This is a genomic window from Pseudomonas sp. JS3066 (assembly GCF_036328175.1).
Taxonomy (GTDB): Bacteria; Pseudomonadota; Gammaproteobacteria; order Pseudomonadales; family Pseudomonadaceae; genus Metapseudomonas.
On record NZ_CP143312.1, the window covers coordinates 2133389 to 2153099 of the forward strand.

Genomic DNA, 19711 nt, shown 5'->3' on the forward strand with positions numbered 1-19711 from the left:
GGAGGCTAGTCTTTGAACCTCTCCGCCCCCTTCATCCATCGCCCGGTCGCCACCATGCTGCTGAGCCTGGCGATCCTGCTGCTGGGTAGCGTCAGTTTCGGCCTGCTGCCGGTGTCGCCGCTGCCGCAGATGGACTTCCCGGTGATCACTGTGCAGGCCAGCCTGCCCGGCGCCAGTCCGGAGATCATGGCGTCCAGCGTGACCACGCCGCTGGAACGCTCCCTGGGCACTATCGCCGGCATCAATCAGATGACCAGCCGCACCAGCCAGGGCTCGACGCGGATCATCGTGCAGTTCGACCTGGACCGCGACATCAATGGCGCTGCCCGCGATGTGCAGGCGGCCATCAACGCCTCCCGCAACCTGCTGCCCAGCGGCATGCGCAGCATGCCCACCTACAAGAAGGTCAACCCGTCCCAGGCGCCGATCATGGTGCTGTCGCTGACCTCCGACGTGAAGGAGAAAGGTGAGCTCTACGACATGGCGTCCACCATCCTGGCCCAGAGCCTGTCCCAGGTTAAGGGCGTGGGTGAGGTGCAGATCGGCGGCAGCTCGCTGCCGGCCGTGCGGGTGGAGCTGGAGCCGCAACTGCTGACTCAGTACGGCATTGCCCTGGACGATGTGCGCAGCGCCATCGCCGCCGCCAACCAGCGTCGCCCCAAGGGCTCCGTGGAAGACGCCGGCCGCCACTGGCAAGTCGGCGCCAACGACCAGCTGGAGAAGGCTGCCGACTACACGCCGCTGATCCTCCGCTACCAGGACGGCGCCGCCCTGCGCCTGGGCGACGTGGCCAAGGTCCGCGATGCGGTGGAAGACCGTTACAACAGCGGCTTCTTCAACGACGACTCGGCGGTGCTGCTGGTGATCAACCGCCAGGCCGGCGCCAACATCATCGAGACCATCGAAAGCATCAAGCAGCAACTGCCCGCGCTGCAGGCGGTGCTGCCGGCCAGCGTCAAGCTGGATCTGGCCATGGACCGCTCGCCGGTGATCCGCGCCACCTTGCACGAAGCCGAGCGCACGCTGCTGATCGCCGTCGGCCTGGTGATCCTGGTCGTCTACCTGTTCCTCGGTAACCTGCGCGCCTCGCTGATTCCGGCACTGGCGGTGCCGGTGTCGCTGGTGGGCACCTTCGCGGTGATGTACCTGATGGGCTTCTCGCTCAACGTGCTGTCGCTGATGGCGCTGATCCTCGCCGCCGGCCTGGTGGTGGACGACGCCATCGTGGTGCTGGAGAACATCTCGCGGCACATCAACGACGGCATGGCGCCATTCAAGGCGGCGCTGCAGGGCACCCGCGAAGTCGGCTTCACCTTGCTGTCGATGAACCTCTCGCTGGTGGCGGTATTCGTCTCCATCCTGTTCATGGGCGGCATCATCGACCGGTTGTTCCGCGAGTTCTCGCTGACCCTGGCGGTGGCTATCCTGGTTTCGCTGCTGGTGTCCCTGACCCTGACGCCGATGCTCTGTGCGCGTTGGCTGAAACCCCATGTGCCGGACGAAGACAGCCGCCTGCAACGCTGGAGCGAGGCGCTGCATACGCGCATGGTCAATGTCTACGACCGGACCCTGGGCGTGGCCCTGCGTCATCCGCGTCTGACCCTGGCGAGCCTGTTGCTGACCATCGGCTGCAATATCGCGCTCTACGTGCTGGTGCCCAAGACCTTCCTGCCACAGCAGGACACCGGCCAGTTGATCGGCTTCATCCGTGGCGACGATGGTCTGTCCTTCACCGTGATGCAGCCGAAGATGGAAATCTTCCGCCGCGCCGTCCTCAAGGACCCGGCCGTGGAAAGCGTGGCCGGCTTCATCGGCGGCAGTGGTGGTATCAACAACGCCTTCATGATCGTGCGCCTGAAGCCCATCGCCGAGCGCAATGTGTCGGCGCAGAAGGTCATCGAACGCCTGCGCGCCAATCTACCCAAGGTGCCCGGTGGCCGGCTGATGCTGATGGCCGACCAGGACCTGCAATTCGGTGGCGGCCGCGAGCAGCGCAGTTCGCAGTACGAGTACGTGTTGCAGAGTGGCGAACTGTCCGACCTGCGCACCTGGGGGCCGAAGGTCACCGCTGCACTCAAGGCGTTGCCGGAGCTCACCGCCATCGACGCCAACGAAGGGGAGGGCGCCCAGCAGGTCACCCTGCAAGTGGACCGCGACACCGCCAAGCGACTCGGGGTCGACATGTCCATGGTCACCACCGCGCTGAACAACGCCTACAGCCAGCGGCAGATTTCCACCATCTACGACACCCTGAACCAGTACCAGGTGGTGATGGAGGTCAACCCGAAATACGCCCAGGACCCGGAAACCCTCAAGCAGGTCCAGTTGATCACTGCCGATGGCCAGCGCGTGCCGCTGTCCAGCTTCGCCCGCTACGAGCGCAGCCTCGAAGAAGACCGCGTCAACCACGAAGGCCAGTTCGCCTCGGAGAGCATTGCCTTCGACCTGGCGCCTGGCGTCAGTCTCGACAAGGCCACCGTGGCCATCGAGAAGGCGGTGGCCGCCATCGGCCTGCCCAGCTCGGTGATCGCGCGTATGGGCGGTAGCGCCGATGCCTTCCAGAGCACCCAGCAGAACCAGCCGTGGATGATCCTCGCCGCCCTGGTGCTGGTGTACCTGGTGCTCGGCATCCTTTACGAGAGCTATGTCCACCCGCTGACCATCCTCTCGACGCTGCCGTCGGCCGGGGTGGGCGCGCTGCTGGCGATCCTGCTTACCGGTGGGGAGTTCAGCCTGATCTCGCTGCTGGGACTGTTCCTGCTGATCGGCGTGGTGAAGAAGAACGCCATCATGATGATCGACCTCGCCTTGCAGCTCGAACGCCAGGAAGGCATGGAGCCTGAAGAATCCATTCGCCAGGCCTGCCTGTTGCGACTTCGGCCGATCCTGATGACCACCATCGCCGCCATCCTCGGCGCCGTGCCGCTGCTCATCGGCGGCACGGAAGGCGCGGAAATGCGCCAGCCCCTAGGTGTCGCCATCATCGGCGGCCTGGTGCTGAGCCAGTTGCTGACTCTCTACACGACCCCTGTGGTCTACCTCTATCTCGACCGGCTGCGCCATCGCTTCAATCGCTGGCGTGGCGTGCGCACTGACGCTGCTCTGGAAACACCCCTATGAACACCGCCGCCATTTCCCTGAACCCCCTGCGCCGCGCGATAGCCCTGGCGCTCGCCGGCCTGTTGCTCGTTGGCTGTGCTATCGGCCCGGACTACAAGCGTCCGGAACAAAGCGTGCCCGTGCAATTCAAGCATGCAGAGGGCTGGTCCCTGGCCAGCCCGGCCGACCTGGACCATCGTGGCCGTTGGTGGGAGCTTTACGGCGACGCCACCCTCAACGACTTGCAGCAGCGCCTGGAAACCTCCAACCAGACCCTGGCGCAGTCCGTCGCCCAGTACCGTCAGGCGCAGGCGCTGGCCCGTGGTGCCCGTGCCTCGTTCTTCCCCTCGGTGAGCGGCAATGCTGGCAAGACCCGCTCGGGCCAGGGTGGCGGCGATAGCACCGTGCGCCTGTCCGACGGTTCAACCGTCACCAGCTCCGGTGGCGGTGGTGTGTCCAAGAGCTACGACGCCAGCCTCGGGGTGAACTGGGAGATCGACCTCTGGGGCAAGCTACGCCGCCAGCTGGAGTCCGACACTGCCAGCATGCAGGCCAGCGCTGCCGACCTGGCCGCAGCGCGCCTCAGCCTGCAATCGGAACTTGCGCAGAACTATCTGCAACTGCGCGTTCTGGATGCGCAGAAACGCTTGCTGGAAGCCACCATCGCCGGTTACCAACGCGCCCTGACGCTGACCCAGAACCAGTACAAGGCTGGCATCGTGACCCGCGCCGACGTGGCCCAGGCCACCACCCAGCTGAAGAGCACCCAGGCCCAGGCCATCGACCTCAAGTACCAGCGTGCGCAACTGGAAAACGCCATCGCCGTGCTGATCGGCGTACCGCCGGCGGAGTTCAGCCTGGCCGAAGTGGACAGCGTGCCGGCCCTGCCGAGCGTGCCCACCCTGCTGCCTTCGCAACTGCTGGAGCGTCGTCCTGACGTGGCTTCCGCCGAGCGCAACATGATGGCCGCCAACGCGCAGATCGGTGTCGCCAAGTCGGCCTACTTCCCCAGCCTCAGCCTGACCGCTGCGGGTGGTTATCGCAGCGGCAGCCTGCAGGACTGGATCACCACGCCGAACCGCTTCTGGTCCATCGGCCCGGAATTCGCCATGACCCTGTTCGATGGTGGCCTGATCCGCTCCCAGGTGGCGCAGGCCGAAGCCAGCTACGACCAGACCGTCGCGACCTACCGCCAGACTGTGCTGGACAGCTTCCGCGAGGCCGAGGACTACATGGTCCAGCTCGACGTCCTGGAAGAGGAGAGCGGGGTGCAGCAGGAGGCCCTCGATGCTGCCCGCGAGGCCCTGCGCCTGATCACCAACCAGTACCGGGCCGGTACCGTGGACTTCAACAGCGTGGTCACCAACCAGGCCACCGCACTGAGCAACGAGCGCACCGTTCTGACCCTGATGGGTACCCGCCTGACCACCAGCGTCCAGCTCATCGCGGCGCTGGGTGGCGGGTGGGATCAGGGACAGTTGGAACAGGTGGATTCGGATTCGGAAGCGACTCCCTGACGCTCCCGACACTTGGAGTGGGACACCATTGTGGGAGTGAATGATTCGCTCCCACAGGGTTACGTCTGGCCGCTCACATCCACAACCGGCACCTCACACAACACCTTCAGGCTCTCCACCAACTCATCCCCCGCACGCCCCAATCCGGTCCTCCCATACAGCGCCAGCCTCAACCCTCGGATCTCCGGCAACCCTTGCCCTTCGTCCAGCAAGCGGTGCTCCGGCCCCAGCACGCGCAGCGGCAAGAGGCTCACGCCCAGGCCAGCAGCCACTGCCGCACGCACGCTTGCCAGGCTGGCGCTGGAGTAGGCGATGCGCCAGCGCCGGCCCTGCACGTCCAGGCCATGGAGCATTTCGTTGCGGTAGAGCCCGCCAGGCGGAAACACCACCAGCGGCAGCGGTTCACGTCCGAAGACCGGTTGGCTGGCGCTGTCCACCCAGCCCAGGGGCTCCGGCCAGGACGCCAGGCTGTCACCGCCATCGCCCATACGCTTGACCAACAGCAGGTCGAACTCACCGCCCTGGTACAGCCGCAGCAGTTCCGGGCTGAGGCCGCTGGTCACCTCAAGGCGCACGCCGGGCCAGGCGGCGGAGAATTCTGCGAGCACCGGCATCAGGCGTTCAGCGGCGAAGTCCTCAGGCACCCCCAGGCGCAATACGCCGCTGCCGGGCTGGTGGCGCAGCACTTCAGCGGCTTCGTCCTGAAGGGCAAGGATGCGCCGTGCATAGCCGAGCAGTTGTTCCCCCTCGGCGGTCGCCACCACCTGGCGCTGGCTGCGGTCCAGCAGGCGGCAACCGAGGCTTTCCTCCAGCCTTCGCAACTGCTGGCTGACGGTGGATTGAGTGAGGTGCAGGCGCTCGGCGGCGCGGGTGAAGTTACCGCAGTCGGCTACGGCCACGAAGCTGCGCAGGAGGAGGGGATCGAACATTTAACTATTCCTACTGACACTGATAGGCATGGATATATTTAATTTCAGAATACCTGACCAGGTGGACATAATTTCGCTCATTCGACGAAGCGCGGAGGCGAACCATGAAAGCCCGACTCACCCACTGCCTGCTCCTCGCCACCAGCCTGCTGCTGGCGGCCCAGGCGAACGCCGATGACGCCGGCCAAAGCCTGCTTCAGGCGGCCGGGACGGGTGACCTGGTCACCGTCGACAAACTGCTGGAACAGGGCGTTTCGGTGGATGTACGCGATGCCGAGGGCAATACCCCCTTGCTGGTCGCCACGGCCGGAAATCAGGTCGAGGTGGCGCGCCGCCTGATCGAAGCCGGTGCCAACGTCAATCTGCAGAACCGCATGCAGGACAGCGCCTACCTGCTGGCCGGCGCTAGCGGCCACCAGCAGATCCTGGAACTGACCCTTGCCCATGGTGCCGACCTGCGCAGCACCAATCGCTTCGGCGGCACTGCACTGATTCCCGCCTGCGAGCGTGGCCACGTGGAAACCGTGCGCACCCTGATCGCCGGTGGCGTCGACCTCGACCATGTCAACAAGCTGGGCTGGACCTGCCTGCTGGAAGCCGTGCTGCTGGGCGACGGCGGCCTGGCCCACCAGCGCATCGTCGACCTGCTGATCGCCGCCGATGCCGATCTCGACCTGCCCGACAAGGACGGCGTTACCCCCTTGCAACATGCCGAGCAGCGCGGCCAGTCGGCCATCGCCGCCAGGCTGCGCGCCGCCGGCGCCCGCTGATTGATGGAGCAACCCATGTCTGAAGAACGCAATTACCTGGAACAGGCCGTGGAACTGGCGCGGCAGAACGTGGAGCAGGGCGGCCGTCCATTTGGTGCACTGCTGGTTCGCGATGGTGAAGTTCTGGCTCGTGCCGTGAATGAAATCCATCTGACCCAGGACCCGACCTGCCATGCCGAACTCCAGGCCATCCGCGCTGCCAGCAGGCAACTAGGGCCGCGCCTGGACGGTTGCGTCATCTATGCCAGCGGCCAACCTTGCCCCATGTGCCTGGCGGCCATGCATCTGTGTGGCGTGAGCCGCGTGGTATTTGCCGCGGCCAATTCCGTGGGCGAACCCTTCGGCCTTTCCACCGCTGCCGTCTACCAACAGATGGCCCTGCCGCTGGAGGCCCAGAAGCTGGATATCCGGCACCTGCCGCAACCGGCCATGAGCGAAATCTACGCGCGCTGGCAGGCCCTGCATGCAACGCGCTGAACGCCTTGAAAGATTCGCCGGCTGGGCACTGCTCATCGCCCTTGGATTGAACCTGCGACCTATCCTCGCCTCGGTCAGTCCGCTGCTGGCTGATATCCGCGGCGCCACCGGCATGGGCTTCCAGACTGCCGCGTTGCTGACCACCTTGCCGGTCGTCTGCATGGGCCTGGTGGCGCTGCTGAGCAACCGGCTGGACGGCCTGGGCGAGCGGCGCGGCATCGGCCTCGGTCTGGCACTGATCGCCGGCGCTTGCCTGGCGCGGCTGCTCCTCGGCCAGGCCGGGCCACTGCTTGCAACCGCGTTGCTGGGCGGCGCCGGGGTGGCGCTCATCCAGGCGTTGCTGCCGGCCGTGATCAAGCGACGTTTCGAAGGCCGCGTGGCGCTGGCCATGGGGGTCTATTCCGCATCCCTGATGGCCGGTGGAGGTCTGGCCGCGCTGTGCAGCCCGCTACTCGCCCACCGTTTTGAGCATTGGCAGGCCGGCCTTGGCCTCTGGCTGGTGCCGGCGTTGCTGGCCCTGGTGCTGTGGCTGGCGCGTCCCGTGCCGGGGCCCGCGCCGACCGTCGCAGGTAGGTCCGCGCGTTTCGCCGGCAATCGCCGGGCCTGGCTGCTGGCGCTGTACTTCGGCTTGGTGAACTGCGGCTACATGAGCATGGTGGCGTGGCTGCCAGCCTACTATCAGCAACTCGGCTGGAGCCCAACCCGCAGCGGCTCTCTGCTCGCCTTCATGACCCTCTTCCAGGTCATTGCCGCGCTGGGCATGCCCGCACTGGCGCAGCGCAGTATCGACCGTCGGCCATTGCTGTCGGTCAGCCTGGCCGCCCAGGCAGTGGGATTCGGCGGTCTGATCTGGGCGCCGACGGAGCTGTCCGCTCTCTGGGTGGCGCTGATCGGCTTCGGTCTCGGGGCCTGCTTCGCCCTCAGCCTGATCCTCACCCTCGACCACCGCCGCGACCCGCGCGAGGCTGGTCAACTGGCGGCTTTCGTGCAGGGAGTGGGCTTCCTGATCAACGCCGTGTCGCCCTGGCTCAGCGGCTTATTGCGGGAACTCACCGGCAACTTCGCCGCCGCCTGGCTGGTGCTGGTGGTCAGCGCGGTGCTGATGCTCGGGCTGACCCGGCTGTTCAGCCCGGCGAGCTACAGGCCGGTGGCGACCACAGCGCCGGTAGGCGGCACCTTCTAGGGGCGATTTCAATCGCCTTGCGGACTGCGGCTCTACCCTTGGTGACCGGTAGGGCGGATGGCCTCTGCGTCCGCCCACCAGGGAACTTGTAGGAGCGACCTTGCTCGCGAACAGGCCGAGCACGATCTTTCGCGAGCAAGCTCGCTCCTGCAGAAAGTTCAAACCCCTCCCGCTAATGGGAGCACTTCGAATTATCACAGGCAGAGCCGATGATTCGTGATCACGTCCTGAGGATGTGGTTTCCCGGGATCAGATGAATGAGCCCCTTCGGGGCCGATTGCGGCGCCGGATAACCGGTCCCGCACGGCGCGCCAACAGCGGCTATACCACTGAAAAGGCCCCACACACGGCAGCAGCCGTGGCTTCGAGGGCCTGTCCGGGAGAGCCGCATGCCAGAAACTGCCAGAACAGCCATCGTCACCGGAGCGTCCCGGGGTATCGGTGCCGCCATTGCGCGACGCCTGGCCGCCGAAGGAATCCAGGTGGTGGTCAACTACGCCTCGCGGCCGGAAGCCGCCGAACAGGTGGTGGAGGAGATCCGGCGCGCGGGTGGCAAGGCCTACCCGGTGCTGGCCGATGTCAGCGACCCGGTGGCGGTCGCCGTCCTCTTCGACCAGACGGAGATGGAATACGGCGCCATCGACATCCTGGTAAACAATGCCGGAGTGATCCAGCCCGGCCTGGTGCCGTTGGCCGACACCGAAATGGCGCTCTACGACCGGCTGTTCGCCATCAATACCCGAGGCACCTTCAACACCCTCAAACTGGCGGCGTCGCGCCTGCGCCGTGGCGGTCGCATCGTCAATCTGTCCAGCAGCGTGGTTGGGCTGAGCCTGCCGGGCTACGCCATCTATGCCGCGTCCAAGGCGGCGGTGGAAACCATGAGCGCGATCTTCGCTCGCGAGCTGCGCGGGCGGAACATCTCGGTGAACTGCGTGGCGCCGGGGCCGACCGCAACCAACCTGTTCCTGGAAGGTAAACCGGCGGAACTGGTGGAGCGCCTGACCAAGCAGGCGCCGCTGGAACGGCTGGGCAATCCCGAAGACATCGCCAATCTGGTGGCTTTCCTCGTCAGTGCGGAAGGGGCCTGGGTGAACGGACAGACGCTGCGGGTCAATGGTGGCATCGTCTGAGCGCCTGCTCACGATCGGCTGCGCGTCGGATTAACTGCGTTGCGAATGGCTTCGGGCTTGTTCATTTACAGCTCGTAAACTCTGCTTCCTAAGCTATTCGCGCCTTGTTCCTCTCTAGCTCGCGCAACCGTGAGCAGGCTCTAATGTGGAGGTCGCATGAAAGGCTACCAGCTCACCCTGTATACCCAGCAGAACCGCCGTCATCAGGGCAAGATGCTGGCTGACTGGATCGTCGCCCAGGCCATGGACATGGGCCTGCGCGGCGCCACTCTGGTTTCCGGGATCGAGGGTTTTGGCCACAGTCGGCAATTTCATTCTCACCACTTCTTCGAGATGGCCGACCAGCCGATGCTGATCCTCCTTGCGCTCTCCGAGGACGAATGCGACGCCTTGCTCAAGCGCCTGGAAGAAGAAGGCGTGACTCTGTTCTACGTGAAGGTGCCGGCGGAGTTCGGTCTACTGGGCGCAGCTGTGGATGCCTGAGCCGTGGCTCTGCGACAATCGCCGCTCTCTCTACCTGCAAGGCCACCCGATGAACCCCGAAGACCTGCTGCTCCTGGTCACCCGCGAAATGCCTTACGGCAAGTACAAGGGCCGCCTGCTCGCCGACCTGCCTGGGCATTACCTCAACTGGTTCGCCCGCGAGGGCTTTCCCAAGGGTGAGATCGGTCGGTTGCTGTTGCTGATGCAGGAGATCGACCACAACGGCCTGAAACCGCTTCTCGAGCCGCTGCGCAAGAGGCGCTGAGTCGGCCTTGGGTGCGCGGCCTAACCGCGGCGCCCGGTCAGGGAGGGCTGTTCGCCATACAGGCGCTTGTAGAGCGAGGAGAAATGGCTGGAGCTGGCAAAGCCCAGGTCCAGCGCCAGGGTGGTGATGCTCTGCAGCGGGTCTTGCTTTAGCCGGCGACGTGCCTCGGCCAGGCGTAGGGAAAGGAAGAACTGCTGCGGCGTGGCCTGGCTGATCTGCTTGAAGCAGTACTGCAAGGTGCGGTGGCTGGTGTTCAGGGCCTGGCAGAGTTCGAGCATGGACAGCGGCAGGTCGAGGTTCGCCTGCATCATCTCCACCGCCGCCAGCACCAGGCGGCGACGTTGTTCCAGTGTGCGGGGCAGGGCGCTACCGCGCTGGTTCGGACCGAGTAGCACCTCGTCCAGCCCCTGGAGCACGCAGTCGAGGCTGGACATCACGGTACGCACGCCATGCTCGGCTGAGCGCGGGTCGTATTCCGCGCGCTCGAAGGCGCCGATGGAGGCGCACAGGTCCTCGCGCAGGCGCTGCGCAGCCAGCGGTGAGATATCCAGGCGGCGCCGGCCGAGTGCCTGCTCCAGGCGTTCCTGCTCCTCGGCCCCGAGAACCCGGGCGATCAGGCGGCGATCCACTGTCAGCCCGAGCATGCCGATTTCGCCGGGGGCACAGATTTCCATTTCCTCGCCACCTTCCAGTACCAGCAGAGTGTCGCCGGCCAGGGCTCCGCCATTGAACAGCGAATCAGCGGAAACCTTCAGCGGAATGCCGAACACCACTTGGTCTTGCGGTGGCGTCATGTTCTCGTGCAGGTGCAGGTTGGAGTGCTCGTAGATGAGTGACGCCTCGACGAGCTGGATGTGCAGCAATTCGGCATGCAGCCGGCCACGTCCCAGTTGGGTGTAGTCCTGGTTCCAGCCGGCCAGTGCGCCGGCGAGCTCGTCGGAGTCGGATGCCTGGTGTCGGGCAATGCCTGTCATGTCGGGTTACCTGTCGAGCGCGGTTGGCGGACGCTCCGGGCCATCATGGCGGAGTCCCGCGCAACCGGCATTACCCTGCGCGCCAGGCGCTTGTGCATCCCTGCCAGGCGCTGCCGCGATGGATCATCGCTGGTCGAGGTAGGCCTGCGCCAGATGGCAGGCCCGCCCGATCAGCATGGGCGCCAGCTCCTCGGCTGTGCGACTTTCCCGACGGGTGTGAATCCAGCCCAGGTAGGTCATCCCGCGTAGCGCCAGGAACAGCGGCAAGGTCGCGCGGTCAGCCGCGGTCAGCGGTTTGACCGAGTGGTAGCCACCCAGCAGCGCCGCTTCGATCTCCGTGTAGCGCGGGTCATCCAGGCAGAAGTACAACGCCGTGGCGAGCTCGAACATGTGCCAACCGAAGCCGGCGTCATCAAAGTCGATCAGGTGCAGTCTGGCCTGCTCCAGCAGCAGGTTTTCCGGCACCAGGTCGGCGTGGATCATGCCGAAGTTGTCCAGGTTGCGCCCATAACGTCGCAGGTCCGCGCGTGCCGCCTGACGTGTGGCCTGCAACAGCGCGCGCTGGGCTGGTTGGAGCAGGTCCAGCTCCCAGTAGGGGCCCCAGAATGGGCGCTGGCCGATCAGGCCTTCTTCATCCCAGGCGTGGCGGCTGAAAGCGTTGGGCTGCTCCCAGCGTGCCGAACTCTGGTGGATGCGCGCGGCGACGGCACCGGTGTCGAAGAACAGGCCGGCAACGTCGGTCTGCACCGCGAGTCCGTGTTCGGCCGAGCCGATGCTGGTGCCGTTCAGCCAGCCGAGCATGTCGATGTAGCGAGATTCGCCCAGCTCGTCACTGTGAACCCGTGCCAGATGCTCACCGTGGCGGGTGCGGATGATCTGCGGTACATGGATGCCGTCGGCGGCCAGTGCCTCCATCCATTGCAGCTCGGAGCGCAAGGCTTCCTCGGAGTGGTAGCCGTCGCGATGGACGCGCAGGGCGCTGCGTTGGCCGTCGCGGCGGGTGGCGCAGAACACAGCGTTTTCACGGTACTTGATCAGGTCCAGACGGACGAAATCGCCGTCCCATTGCTCAAGGGCGGTGAACGCCAGGCGCTTCAGGCTGGCGACCTGCTGGTCGTGGTCGAAGGTGTGGAATTGGCTCATGGCACGGTTCTCAGAGTTCGCGCAGGACGCTGTCGAGGGTGTCGATGAACAGGTCCGCGTCGGCGCGGCTGAACACCAGCGGCGGGCGGATCTTCAGCAGGTTGTCGTCGGGGCCAATCTTGCTGATCAGCACGCCGCGCTCGCGCATCTGGTTGACTACGCGGCGCGCCTCGGCACCTGCCGGCGTCTTCTGCTGGCGGTCGCGCACCAGCTCGACGGCGAAGAACAGGCCCTTGCCGCGCACGTCGCCGATGATCGAATGCTGGCCCGCCAGGCGCTCCAGTCCGTTCGCCAGGTGCGCGCCAACCGCGCGGGCGTTGTGCAGCAACTGTTCGTCCTCGATGACGTCGAGCACCGCGCTGCCCACGGCGGCGGCCACCGGCGAGCCGCCGAAGGTGTTGAAGTAAAGGTTGCGCCCACCGAAGGACTCGACCCGTTCGCGGCGGGTCACCAGGCCTGCCAGGGGGAAACCGTTGCCCATGGGTTTGCCCAGGGTGACGATGTCCGGTACCGCGCCATGGGCCTGGTGGCCCCACATGTGCTCGCCAGTGCGACCGAATCCGGCCTGGACCTCATCGACGATCAGCAGGCCGCCGGCCTCGTGGACCAGCGCCGCGATGCGCTCGACGTAGCCTGTCGGAATGCGGGGCAGGCCCTCGTTGGCGAACAGGGTGTCGATCAGCATCGCCGCCAGTTGCACGCCCTGGGCCTTGAGCGAGGCAATCGCTTCGGCCACACGAGCCACGTACTGATCGGCCAGGTCTGCCGCACTGGTGCCGACCGGCGCCCGGTACAGGCAGGGAATCGGCACCGCGCGGGCGAACGGCGAGAAGGGCTCGGAACTCGGCAGCGCGGTGGTCACTTCGGCCAGGCTGGTGGTATTGCCGTGGTAGTTGTAGCTGCTGACGATCACGCCCTTGCCGCCGGTGCCCGAACGCGCCATGCGCAGCGCGAGTTCGTTGGCCTCGCTGCCGGTACAGGTGAACATCACGCAGTCCAGAGACGCATCGAAGGTGCGGGTCAGGCGTTCGGCGTAGGCGACGATCCGCTCGTTCAGGTAGCGGGTGTGGATGTTCAGGGTGGCCGCCTGGCTGGCCATCGCCTCCACCACGCGCGGGTGGCAGTGACCCACGCAGGGCACGTTGTTGTAGACGTCCAGGTAGCGTTTGCCGCTCTCATCGAAGAGCCATACGCCCTGGCCCTTCACCAGATTCAGGGGCTGGTCATAGAACAGCGGCGACTGGTCGCCCATGGCCCGGTAGCGGCGTTGCAGAAGATCGTGCTCAGACATTGTCGGGATTCTCCGTGGCGAGGGGCTTGGCAACGCGCGAGACGCGCATCAGGTAGTTGATGACCAGCACGACGGCCAGCACGGCGAGGGCGATGAGCACTTCGACTTCGAGCTGGAAGCAGGCGGCAATCACCGTCAGTGTCAGCAACATGCCGAGGCCGGCGATCACGGGGCCGCCGCGCAGTCGGAACGGGCGCGCCAGATGGGCATGGGTGCGGCGCATGCGGATGTAGGCGGCGAACAGGAAAAGGTGGCAGGTGCAGAGCAGCAGCACCACGCACAGCAGCAGTTTCTCCGGGCTGACCAGGGTCAGCGGCAGGCCGATTGCGGCCAGGGCCAGCAGTGCGATATAGGGTGAGCCGCGACGGTTGGTCCGCGCCAGTGCGGCTGGGAAGTAGCCGTCGCGGGACAGGGCGAAGAGCTGGCGGGAGGCTGAATAGACCACCGAGAAGAAGGTGGCCAGCAAGCCGCAGATGGCGCCAATGCCTACCAGTTGCGCCAGCCAGCTCGAGGCGTCGTAGCGACCGCTGTGGGTCATGGCGGCATACAGCGGGTCGGCGGCTGTGCCGACCACCTGGACCCCGGCGGCGCCCGGTGCACAGACCAGCACGGTGACTGCCGTCAACAGCAGGGTGGCGACGGCTGCGGCGATCCCGCGGGACATGGCGCGGCCGGGGTCGGCAGCTTCTTCGGCGGCGGAGCTGACCTGCTCGATGCAGATGAACATCCAGATGGCGAACGGCACGCAGGCGAAAATGCCATGGAGACTGAGGGACTCGCCGAAGCTTCCCGCGGTGCCGAGCAGGTTGCTGCTATCGAGCTGGGGCAGCATGGCGCCGCCGAATACCAGCAGGGTCACGGCGGCAATGGCACCTGCCAGCAAGGTGACACCAAGGGCTTCACCGACGCCGCGGATGTGGATGCCGATGATCAGGGCGAACAGAGCCACCTTTACCGGCCAGCCACCGAAGCCGAATACCGACTCCATGTAGGAGGCGACGAAGGTGGCTGCGGCGCCGGTGCCGATAGTCAGCGCCAGTGCGCAGGCGGACCCCACCAGGTAACCGACGAACGGGCCGAATGCGCTCTGGGCGTAGGCGAACACGCCACCGGCATGGGGCATGGCGGTGGACAGTTCGCTGATGCACATCGCCAGTCCGCAGCTCAGTGCCGCCATCAGCAGGGTGGCCAGGAGCATGTTGGCCCAGCCGTTTTCGGCGAGGCCGAAATTCCAGCCGGAGAATTGACCGGCGATCACCAGCGATATGCCGAGCCCCGCGATCTGGGGCCACCCGAGTACAGCTTTCTTGAGCATGGCGGTGCTTCCTTCTTGTTGTTGTGCCGTCGAGCAGGCGCGGGATGGCCGTGCCTGCCGGTGTGACGTTAAGGCGAGGGGAGAGGCGGCGATATCAGGAATGCGCAAAGTGGGTCGGGGGCGGACCTGCGGCCCGCTTGGCGAATGTATTCGCCCCTAAAGGCTCATGCCGGTGGTGAGTCGAGCGTCACCCCTCGCCCTTGAGGGAGAGGGACTGGGGGAGAGGGCGGGTACCCGTGACTTGGAGTCCTGGGTATTTCGCGAATGAATTCGCTCCCACAGGCAAATGCCGGTGGTGAGCGGAGCGTCACCCCTCGCCCTTGAGGGAGAGGGGCTGGGGGAGAGGGCGGGTACCCGTGACTTGGAGTCCTGGGTATTTCGCGAATGAATTCGCTCCCACAGGCAAATGCCGGTGGTGAGCCGAGAGTCACCGCTCGCCCTTGAGGGAGAGGGGGGGCCGTCCCTCTGGTTCCCGCTGGCAGTGAGCCGGGGGCAGGGGCGAAGGGATCACGACGGCGCGGTGGCGTCTTGCTGTTTACCCACGAAATGCTCACGCGTGCCAAACACCCAGTCGAACCAGGGCTTGGTTACGCACCAGTTGGCCTGGGGGTTGGGACCCATGTGGTGGTCGTAGTGCCAGGGCAGGTGCTGGCGGGCCCAGTCGGGGTGGTCGTGGGCTTTCTTGTGGGTGAAGTAGTAGTTGCCGGCGCAATACCAGAGCGTCAGGCACAACCAGGGTGCCCAGAGAATCAACGGTGCCACCAGCAGGCTGGCGACCACCAGGGCCCAGGCTTCCTTGCCCTGGGCGTGCCAGCCCAGCGGATGGCGGCGATAGCAGGGGTCGTAGAAGTTGTTCTGGCGGGCGTTGCGGTGGTGTTCGTGGAAATGGAAGCTCCAGAAGGTGCCGCGCTTGCGGCCCAGGCCGTGGAGCACGACGCGGTGGAACCACCATTCAGTGAAATTGCCGAGCAGCAGGCCGGCGGGGATGCTGATCAACGCTTCGAGGTACCAGGGCATTTTCTTCTCCTTGTTGTCGTCCCATGCAGCCCGGAGTCCGACACCCGCCCCGGGCCATCGAAACAAGGTTCGCGCCGGCGAATGATGGAGGCAGCCCGACTTTCGATTAGTGTCGACGCAGCGCCAGCACTACCAGCGCCGCCACGCAGAACGCCACACCGGCGAGGAAGGTGCTGGCGGGACCCTGGCTTTGCCAGAGCCAGCCTGCCAGCGTGCTGGCCACCAGCAGGGCGCCGCCGCTTGCCAGGTTGAACAGGCCGTACGCGGTGCCCTTTAGCTCCGCTGGAGTGGTCTCGGCCACCAGCGCCGCGAGGATGCCCTGGCTGAACCCCATGTGGAGACCCCAGAAGGCGACGCCGGCCAGCAGCAGGGTCGGGTTGTCAGCTCCCGCCAACAGCAGATCGGCGACAATCAGCAACGCCAGGGAGAAGACCAGCAGCCCGGTGGGGCCGATTCGATCGGACAGCTTGCCGGCGGGGTAGGCCGAGAGCATGTAGAAGGCTGCCATCACCACCATGACGAGCGGCACCCAGATGGTGGAGAGGCCCGCATCCCTCGCACGCAACACGAGGAATGCCTCGCTGAATCGCGCCAGGCTGAACAACGCCCCCAGGCCGACCACCCACCAGTACGCCGGAGAAAAGCTTCGCCATGCGCGAAACCGAATGGGCGAGCGCAGACGCCGGGACGGATGGGTGATGTCGGGTTCTTCTACACCGAACAGGATCAAGGCCACTGAAATCAGCGCTGGCAACACGGCGAACCAGAGCACCAGTGCGATATCACCGGCCAGCAGTATCATCAGCAGGATCGCCAGCAGCGGACCGAGAAAGGCGCCGACCGTGTCCATGGACTGGCGCAGGCCGAAGCAGGCACCACGGATATCTACAGGCGAGACGTCGGCCATCAGCGCATCCCTTGGTGCGCCACGAATGCCCTTGCCGATCCGGTCCAGCAGGCGCGCGAACAGCACCTGGTCGGCGCTGGCCGCAAGGGGAAACAGCGGTTTGGTAAGCGCCGCCAGGCCGTAGCCGAACAGCACCAGTCCCTTGCGCTTGCCGAGGAAGTCGCTGAGTGCCCCGGAGAAGACCTTGACGATCAGCGCGGTGGCTTCGGCCAGGCCCTCGATCAATCCGACCGCGAGCATGCTCGCGCCCAGGCTGCCCACCAGGAACAGCGGCAACAGGCTGTGCACCAGTTCGGAGGAAAGGTCCATGAACAGGCTGACGAAGCCCAGTACCCAGACGGTGCGTGGAATGCGGTGAGCGGTGGCGGAAGCGGGCATGTCCCTGTCCTGTCGGCACTTGCTTCAGGTTAGGCAAGAACCTGTAGGGGCGAATTTATTCGCCACCCGGGCCTCAGGTCCGGCCATCGAATGCGCAACGATCAATCCTTGTCGTCCAGTTCCGCCAATCGATATCCCACGCCATGGATGGTGTGCAGCAGGGGGCGCTCGTAGGGTTTGTCGAGCACCTGGCGCAGTTGGTGGATATGGCTGCGCAGGCTATCGCTGTCCGGGCAGTCGTCGCCCCAGAGGGCTTCCTCCAGCACTTCGCGGCGCACCACGGCCGGGCTCCTGCGCATCAGGGTAGTGAGCAGCTTGTGGCCGATGGGGTTGAGTTTCAGGCGCTGGTCGGCACGGGTGGCCTGGAGGGTGTCCAGGTCATAGATGAGGTCGGACACCTGCAGTCTGCTCTTGCGTCCGCCGTGGCTACGCCGCACCACCGCCTCGATGCGGGCCACCAGTTCGGACAGCGCGAAGGGTTTGACCAGATAGTCGTCGGCGCCCGACCTGAGGCCGGCCAGTCGATCTTCCAAGGTGTCGCGGGCAGTGAGCATGATGATCGGCGTGTCCCGCCGGGCTTCCTGGCGCAGGCGGTTGCAGAGCTGCAAACCGTCGATGCCCGGCAGCATGATGTCCAGCACGATCAGGTCGTAGTGCTGGGTAGTCGCCAGGTGCAGGCCCGACAGGCCGTCCTGGGCGCAATCGACGCCGTAACCCTTGAGCTGGAGGTAGTCCAGCACGTTGGCGAGGATGTCGCGGTTGTCTTCGATGATCAGTACTCGCACTTAGTGCCCTCGATCCTGCGCCGTGGCGCCGTTGATGTTTTTTTCACAAGCCCTTTACCAGTTGCTCACGCATGCCGGCGCAGACTTCGGTCGTCCCACTTGACCAAGGACCTTCCGATGCCCCATTCGCGTCCCTTCAATTTCGTGCTCTGGAGCGGCCTGCCGCTGGCCACCATGGCACTTCTGCTGTTGATCGACGTGCCCCACGTCGATTTCGCCCTGGCGCACCTGTTCTACGACCCGCAAAACGGTTTCATCGGTCGGCACAGCGCGTTCCTCGAGGATGTACTGCACGACCGCGCCAAGCAGGCCGTGATCCTCCTCGGCGTCCTCGCTATCGCCGGCTTTCTCGTCAGCCTGCTTCCTACCCGCCTGCGCCAGTGGCGTCGTCAGCTGGGCTATCTGGTGCTGGCCCTCGGCCTGTCCACGGCCATCGTCACGCCGCTCAAGGCGGTTACCGCCGTGCAGTGCCCCTGGAGCCTGGCGGAATTCGGCGGTGTCGAACCCTATTCGCCATTGATCGGTCACCATCCCTACGTCGACAAGCCTGGCCGCTGCTGGCCGGGTGGCCATGCCTCGGCAGGTTTTTGCCTGCTCGCCCTGTTCTTCGTCTTGCGCGACCGCCGTCCACGCTTGGCGCGGGCCGCGCTGGTGGGGGCGCTGGTCCTCGGTAGCCTGTTCTCGCTCGGACGGATGATGCAGGGCGCGCACTTTCTCTCGCATAACGTCTGGACGCTGCTGTTCGACTGGATGATCAGCCTGGTCTGCTACCGCCTCGTGCTCTATCGCCCGGAGCCGTTGGAAATGGCCGCCCGGGCGGAGGAAGCGCTGGACGTCAGTTCTTCCTGAAACGGTAGAGTTGCCGGTGCCGGTCAAACCGGCACCGCTCGCGGGTATGGGACTAACCTAACGACACAATGGTGAAAGCTGTGTGTTGATGTTTCGGGATTTCGAGGTGGTTCCTTTTCGCTGTCGGGCGGTTGCGAGGAGGCAGTGGCCATCAGCGATGCTCAGGGTTTCGTTGCAGTTCCAGCACCCGTTTGCGTCCTTGCTCGGCGACCAGGTAACGGCCTGAAGCGACCTCGACTATGGTTTGCGGCGAACGCAGGTGGGACAGCACGACGTTCAGGTCTCCCTTGGCATCGAGCAACAGGACGCGGGCCATGTGCGTGGCGTCTTCGGTGACCCACAATCCATCGTGGTTACAGAGCAGGAAACCGGGTTCGCGCAGGCCATCGATCGCCACCGGGTCCTGCCCGTCATCCTGCAGCAGGCGGACCTGGCCACTGGTTTTCTCGCTGTAGAACAGGCGGCCATCGGGACAGAAGGCGACCGCTTCGGCTTCGTCCAGGCCGCTGCGCAGCGTGGTGACGCTATCGGTTTCCGGGTCGTAACGCAGCAAGCGGCCGTTACCGTGGAGATCTTCGATTGCGTAGAGGTAGTGGCCGTCTGTGGACAGGCCTTCTACGCTGTCGGCGCTGAACAGTTGCCGGGTGCCCAGGTCGTTCATCCAGAGCACCGGGTGTTCGCCCTGTTCCTGGCTGAAGGCGATGCCCCCGCGATAGCGGGCCATGCCGTCGGGCTTGGACAGGCCGGTCTCAACTTCGCTGTTCCTGCCGCCCGATCCGACACGCAGGATACGGCCCTTGCCGTCTTGCAGTTCCTGGCTGAGGAAAAGGCCTCCCCGGTCATCGGGTATTAGCGCGCTGACTTGCTCGATACCGTCGAGGTGCACCTGATAGCTCCATCCCTGCGCGGCAACGGCGGGGTACAGGTGGTGCCAGGCAGGTATCCCTGCACCCAACAACAGGAGCAGGGCGAAGGCTCCTAGCAACCAGCGCATGGTGCGCTGGTCGAGAAGCAGGATCAGCCATTGGCCGCCGGCGCGTGAGCGCTTGCGGAAGGGAGAGCGGCGACGCGGCAGAGAGGTGGTATTGGCGGACATGGGGAGTTCCTTCGCTCAGGACGCGGAACGCAGACCCACCACTTGGCGAAGCCCAGTGCACCGAATCCATGTGGACAGCTGATAAGTCTGGATGGCGGGC

General features: G+C 65.4%; 18 protein-coding genes. 9 read left to right on the forward strand and 9 right to left on the reverse strand.

Annotated features, from left to right (window positions below; all coding sequences use genetic code 11):
* The first annotated feature begins 12 nt into the window (after nucleotides 1-12).
* Both SA496_RS09915 and SA496_RS09920 read left to right on the forward strand, forming a co-directional pair.
* On the forward strand, nucleotides 13-3120 hold the full coding sequence (locus SA496_RS09915) for a multidrug efflux RND transporter permease subunit (protein ID WP_153921387.1): 3108 nt from the start codon (nucleotides 13-15) through the stop codon (nucleotides 3118-3120).
* Nucleotides 3117-4616: an efflux transporter outer membrane subunit gene (locus tag SA496_RS09920; protein WP_153921385.1), complete on the forward strand. Its 1500-nt coding sequence runs from the start codon at nucleotides 3117-3119 to the stop codon at nucleotides 4614-4616. Before SA496_RS09915 ends, SA496_RS09920 begins: the two co-directional genes overlap by 4 nt.
* Nucleotides 4617-4675: 59 nt before the next feature.
* Here the strand turns inward: SA496_RS09920 and SA496_RS09925 are convergent, their stop codons facing one another.
* A complete protein-coding gene (locus SA496_RS09925; protein WP_120651377.1) occupies nucleotides 4676-5545 on the reverse strand; it encodes a LysR substrate-binding domain-containing protein in 870 nt (289 codons plus the stop codon).
* Between the two features lie 104 nt (nucleotides 5546-5649).
* On the opposite strand from SA496_RS09925, the gene SA496_RS09930 reads away from it, so the two are divergent.
* The 6 genes from SA496_RS09930 (at nucleotide 5650) to SA496_RS09955 (ending at nucleotide 9856) form a co-directional block, all read left to right on the forward strand.
* Nucleotides 5650-6315, forward strand: coding sequence for an ankyrin repeat domain-containing protein (locus SA496_RS09930; protein WP_330115350.1), 666 nt, complete (start codon nucleotides 5650-5652; stop codon nucleotides 6313-6315).
* A gap of 15 nt (nucleotides 6316-6330) precedes the next feature.
* Nucleotides 6331-6792, forward strand: a complete 462-nt coding sequence (locus tag SA496_RS09935; RefSeq protein ID WP_120651375.1) for a nucleoside deaminase — start codon at nucleotides 6331-6333, stop codon at nucleotides 6790-6792.
* Nucleotides 6779-7975, forward strand: coding sequence for a CynX/NimT family MFS transporter (locus SA496_RS09940; protein ID WP_330115351.1), 1197 nt, complete (start codon nucleotides 6779-6781; stop codon nucleotides 7973-7975). The genes SA496_RS09935 and SA496_RS09940 overlap by 14 nt, the downstream gene beginning before the upstream one ends.
* Before the next feature lie 389 nt (nucleotides 7976-8364).
* On the forward strand, nucleotides 8365-9108 hold the full coding sequence (locus SA496_RS09945; RefSeq protein ID WP_330115352.1) for an SDR family oxidoreductase: 744 nt from the start codon (nucleotides 8365-8367) through the stop codon (nucleotides 9106-9108).
* 156 nt (nucleotides 9109-9264) lie between these two features.
* Nucleotides 9265-9591, forward strand: a complete 327-nt coding sequence (locus SA496_RS09950) for a DUF190 domain-containing protein (protein WP_120651372.1) — start codon at nucleotides 9265-9267, stop codon at nucleotides 9589-9591.
* Nucleotides 9592-9640: 49 nt separating this feature from the next.
* The gene (locus SA496_RS09955; protein WP_330115630.1) at nucleotides 9641-9856 is read left to right on the forward strand and encodes a DUF3820 family protein; all 216 of its coding nucleotides are present in this window, start codon (nucleotides 9641-9643) and stop codon (nucleotides 9854-9856) included.
* A 20-nt stretch (nucleotides 9857-9876) separates the two neighbouring features.
* On the opposite strand, the gene SA496_RS09960 is transcribed toward SA496_RS09955, so the two are convergent.
* The 7 genes from SA496_RS09960 to SA496_RS09990 all read right to left on the reverse strand — a co-directional run bounded on the left by SA496_RS09960 (nucleotide 9877) and on the right by SA496_RS09990 (nucleotide 17666).
* A complete protein-coding gene (locus SA496_RS09960; RefSeq protein ID WP_330115353.1) occupies nucleotides 9877-10830 on the reverse strand; it encodes a helix-turn-helix domain-containing protein in 954 nt (317 codons plus the stop codon).
* Between the two features lie 123 nt (nucleotides 10831-10953).
* Nucleotides 10954-11973 carry a phosphotransferase enzyme family protein gene (locus SA496_RS09965; RefSeq protein ID WP_330115354.1) on the reverse strand — a complete coding sequence of 340 codons (1020 nt, stop codon included), beginning with the start codon at nucleotides 11971-11973 and terminating at the stop codon, nucleotides 10954-10956.
* A gap of 10 nt (nucleotides 11974-11983) precedes the next feature.
* Nucleotides 11984-13264 (reverse strand): aspartate aminotransferase family protein, encoded by a 1281-nt coding sequence (locus SA496_RS09970; RefSeq protein ID WP_153921372.1) that lies wholly within the window; start codon nucleotides 13262-13264, stop codon nucleotides 11984-11986.
* A complete protein-coding gene (locus SA496_RS09975; RefSeq protein ID WP_330115355.1) occupies nucleotides 13257-14579 on the reverse strand; it encodes an amino acid permease in 1323 nt (440 codons plus the stop codon). The genes SA496_RS09970 and SA496_RS09975 overlap by 8 nt, the downstream gene beginning before the upstream one ends.
* A 507-nt stretch (nucleotides 14580-15086) precedes the next feature.
* On the reverse strand, nucleotides 15087-15596 hold the full coding sequence (locus SA496_RS09980) for a sterol desaturase family protein (RefSeq protein ID WP_218584182.1): 510 nt from the start codon (nucleotides 15594-15596) through the stop codon (nucleotides 15087-15089).
* Between the two features lie 106 nt (nucleotides 15597-15702).
* Nucleotides 15703-16881, reverse strand: coding sequence for an MFS transporter (locus tag SA496_RS09985; protein ID WP_120651367.1), 1179 nt, complete (start codon nucleotides 16879-16881; stop codon nucleotides 15703-15705).
* Between the two features lie 101 nt (nucleotides 16882-16982).
* Nucleotides 16983-17666 (reverse strand): response regulator transcription factor, encoded by a 684-nt coding sequence (locus SA496_RS09990; protein WP_120651366.1) that lies wholly within the window; start codon nucleotides 17664-17666, stop codon nucleotides 16983-16985.
* A 117-nt stretch (nucleotides 17667-17783) separates the two neighbouring features.
* Between SA496_RS09990 and SA496_RS09995 the strand changes: the two genes are divergently transcribed.
* The gene (locus SA496_RS09995) at nucleotides 17784-18515 is read left to right on the forward strand and encodes a phosphatase PAP2 family protein (RefSeq protein WP_153921365.1); all 732 of its coding nucleotides are present in this window, start codon (nucleotides 17784-17786) and stop codon (nucleotides 18513-18515) included.
* Between the two features lie 151 nt (nucleotides 18516-18666).
* Here SA496_RS09995 and SA496_RS10000 read toward each other — a convergent pair whose 3' ends face one another.
* Complete coding sequence (locus SA496_RS10000; protein WP_153921363.1) at nucleotides 18667-19611, reverse strand: hypothetical protein; 945 nt, start codon at nucleotides 19609-19611, stop codon at nucleotides 18667-18669.
* Nucleotides 19612-19711: the final 100 nt, after the last annotated feature.

Coding starts and splice junctions, on each gene's coding strand:
- SA496_RS09920 (WP_153921385.1), top strand. CDS start 3,117: ATGAACACCGCCGCCATTTCCCTGAACCCCCTGCGCCGCGCGATAGCC.
- SA496_RS09925 (WP_120651377.1), bottom strand. CDS start 5,545: ATGTTCGATCCCCTCCTCCTGCGCAGCTTCGTGGCCGTAGCCGACTGC.
- SA496_RS09930 (WP_330115350.1), top strand. CDS start 5,650: ATGAAAGCCCGACTCACCCACTGCCTGCTCCTCGCCACCAGCCTGCTG.
- SA496_RS09935 (WP_120651375.1), top strand. CDS start 6,331: ATGTCTGAAGAACGCAATTACCTGGAACAGGCCGTGGAACTGGCGCGG.
- SA496_RS09940 (WP_330115351.1), top strand. CDS start 6,779: ATGCAACGCGCTGAACGCCTTGAAAGATTCGCCGGCTGGGCACTGCTC.
- SA496_RS09945 (WP_330115352.1), top strand. CDS start 8,365: ATGCCAGAAACTGCCAGAACAGCCATCGTCACCGGAGCGTCCCGGGGT.
- SA496_RS09950 (WP_120651372.1), top strand. CDS start 9,265: ATGAAAGGCTACCAGCTCACCCTGTATACCCAGCAGAACCGCCGTCAT.
- SA496_RS09955 (WP_330115630.1), top strand. CDS start 9,641: ATGAACCCCGAAGACCTGCTGCTCCTGGTCACCCGCGAAATGCCTTAC.
- SA496_RS09960 (WP_330115353.1), bottom strand. CDS start 10,830: ATGACAGGCATTGCCCGACACCAGGCATCCGACTCCGACGAGCTCGCC.
- SA496_RS09965 (WP_330115354.1), bottom strand. CDS start 11,973: ATGAGCCAATTCCACACCTTCGACCACGACCAGCAGGTCGCCAGCCTG.
- SA496_RS09970 (WP_153921372.1), bottom strand. CDS start 13,264: ATGTCTGAGCACGATCTTCTGCAACGCCGCTACCGGGCCATGGGCGAC.
- SA496_RS09975 (WP_330115355.1), bottom strand. CDS start 14,579: ATGCTCAAGAAAGCTGTACTCGGGTGGCCCCAGATCGCGGGGCTCGGC.
- SA496_RS09980 (WP_218584182.1), bottom strand. CDS start 15,596: ATGCCCTGGTACCTCGAAGCGTTGATCAGCATCCCCGCCGGCCTGCTG.
- SA496_RS09985 (WP_120651367.1), bottom strand. CDS start 16,881: ATGCCCGCTTCCGCCACCGCTCACCGCATTCCACGCACCGTCTGGGTA.
- SA496_RS09995 (WP_153921365.1), top strand. CDS start 17,784: ATGCCCCATTCGCGTCCCTTCAATTTCGTGCTCTGGAGCGGCCTGCCG.
- SA496_RS10000 (WP_153921363.1), bottom strand. CDS start 19,611: ATGTCCGCCAATACCACCTCTCTGCCGCGTCGCCGCTCTCCCTTCCGC.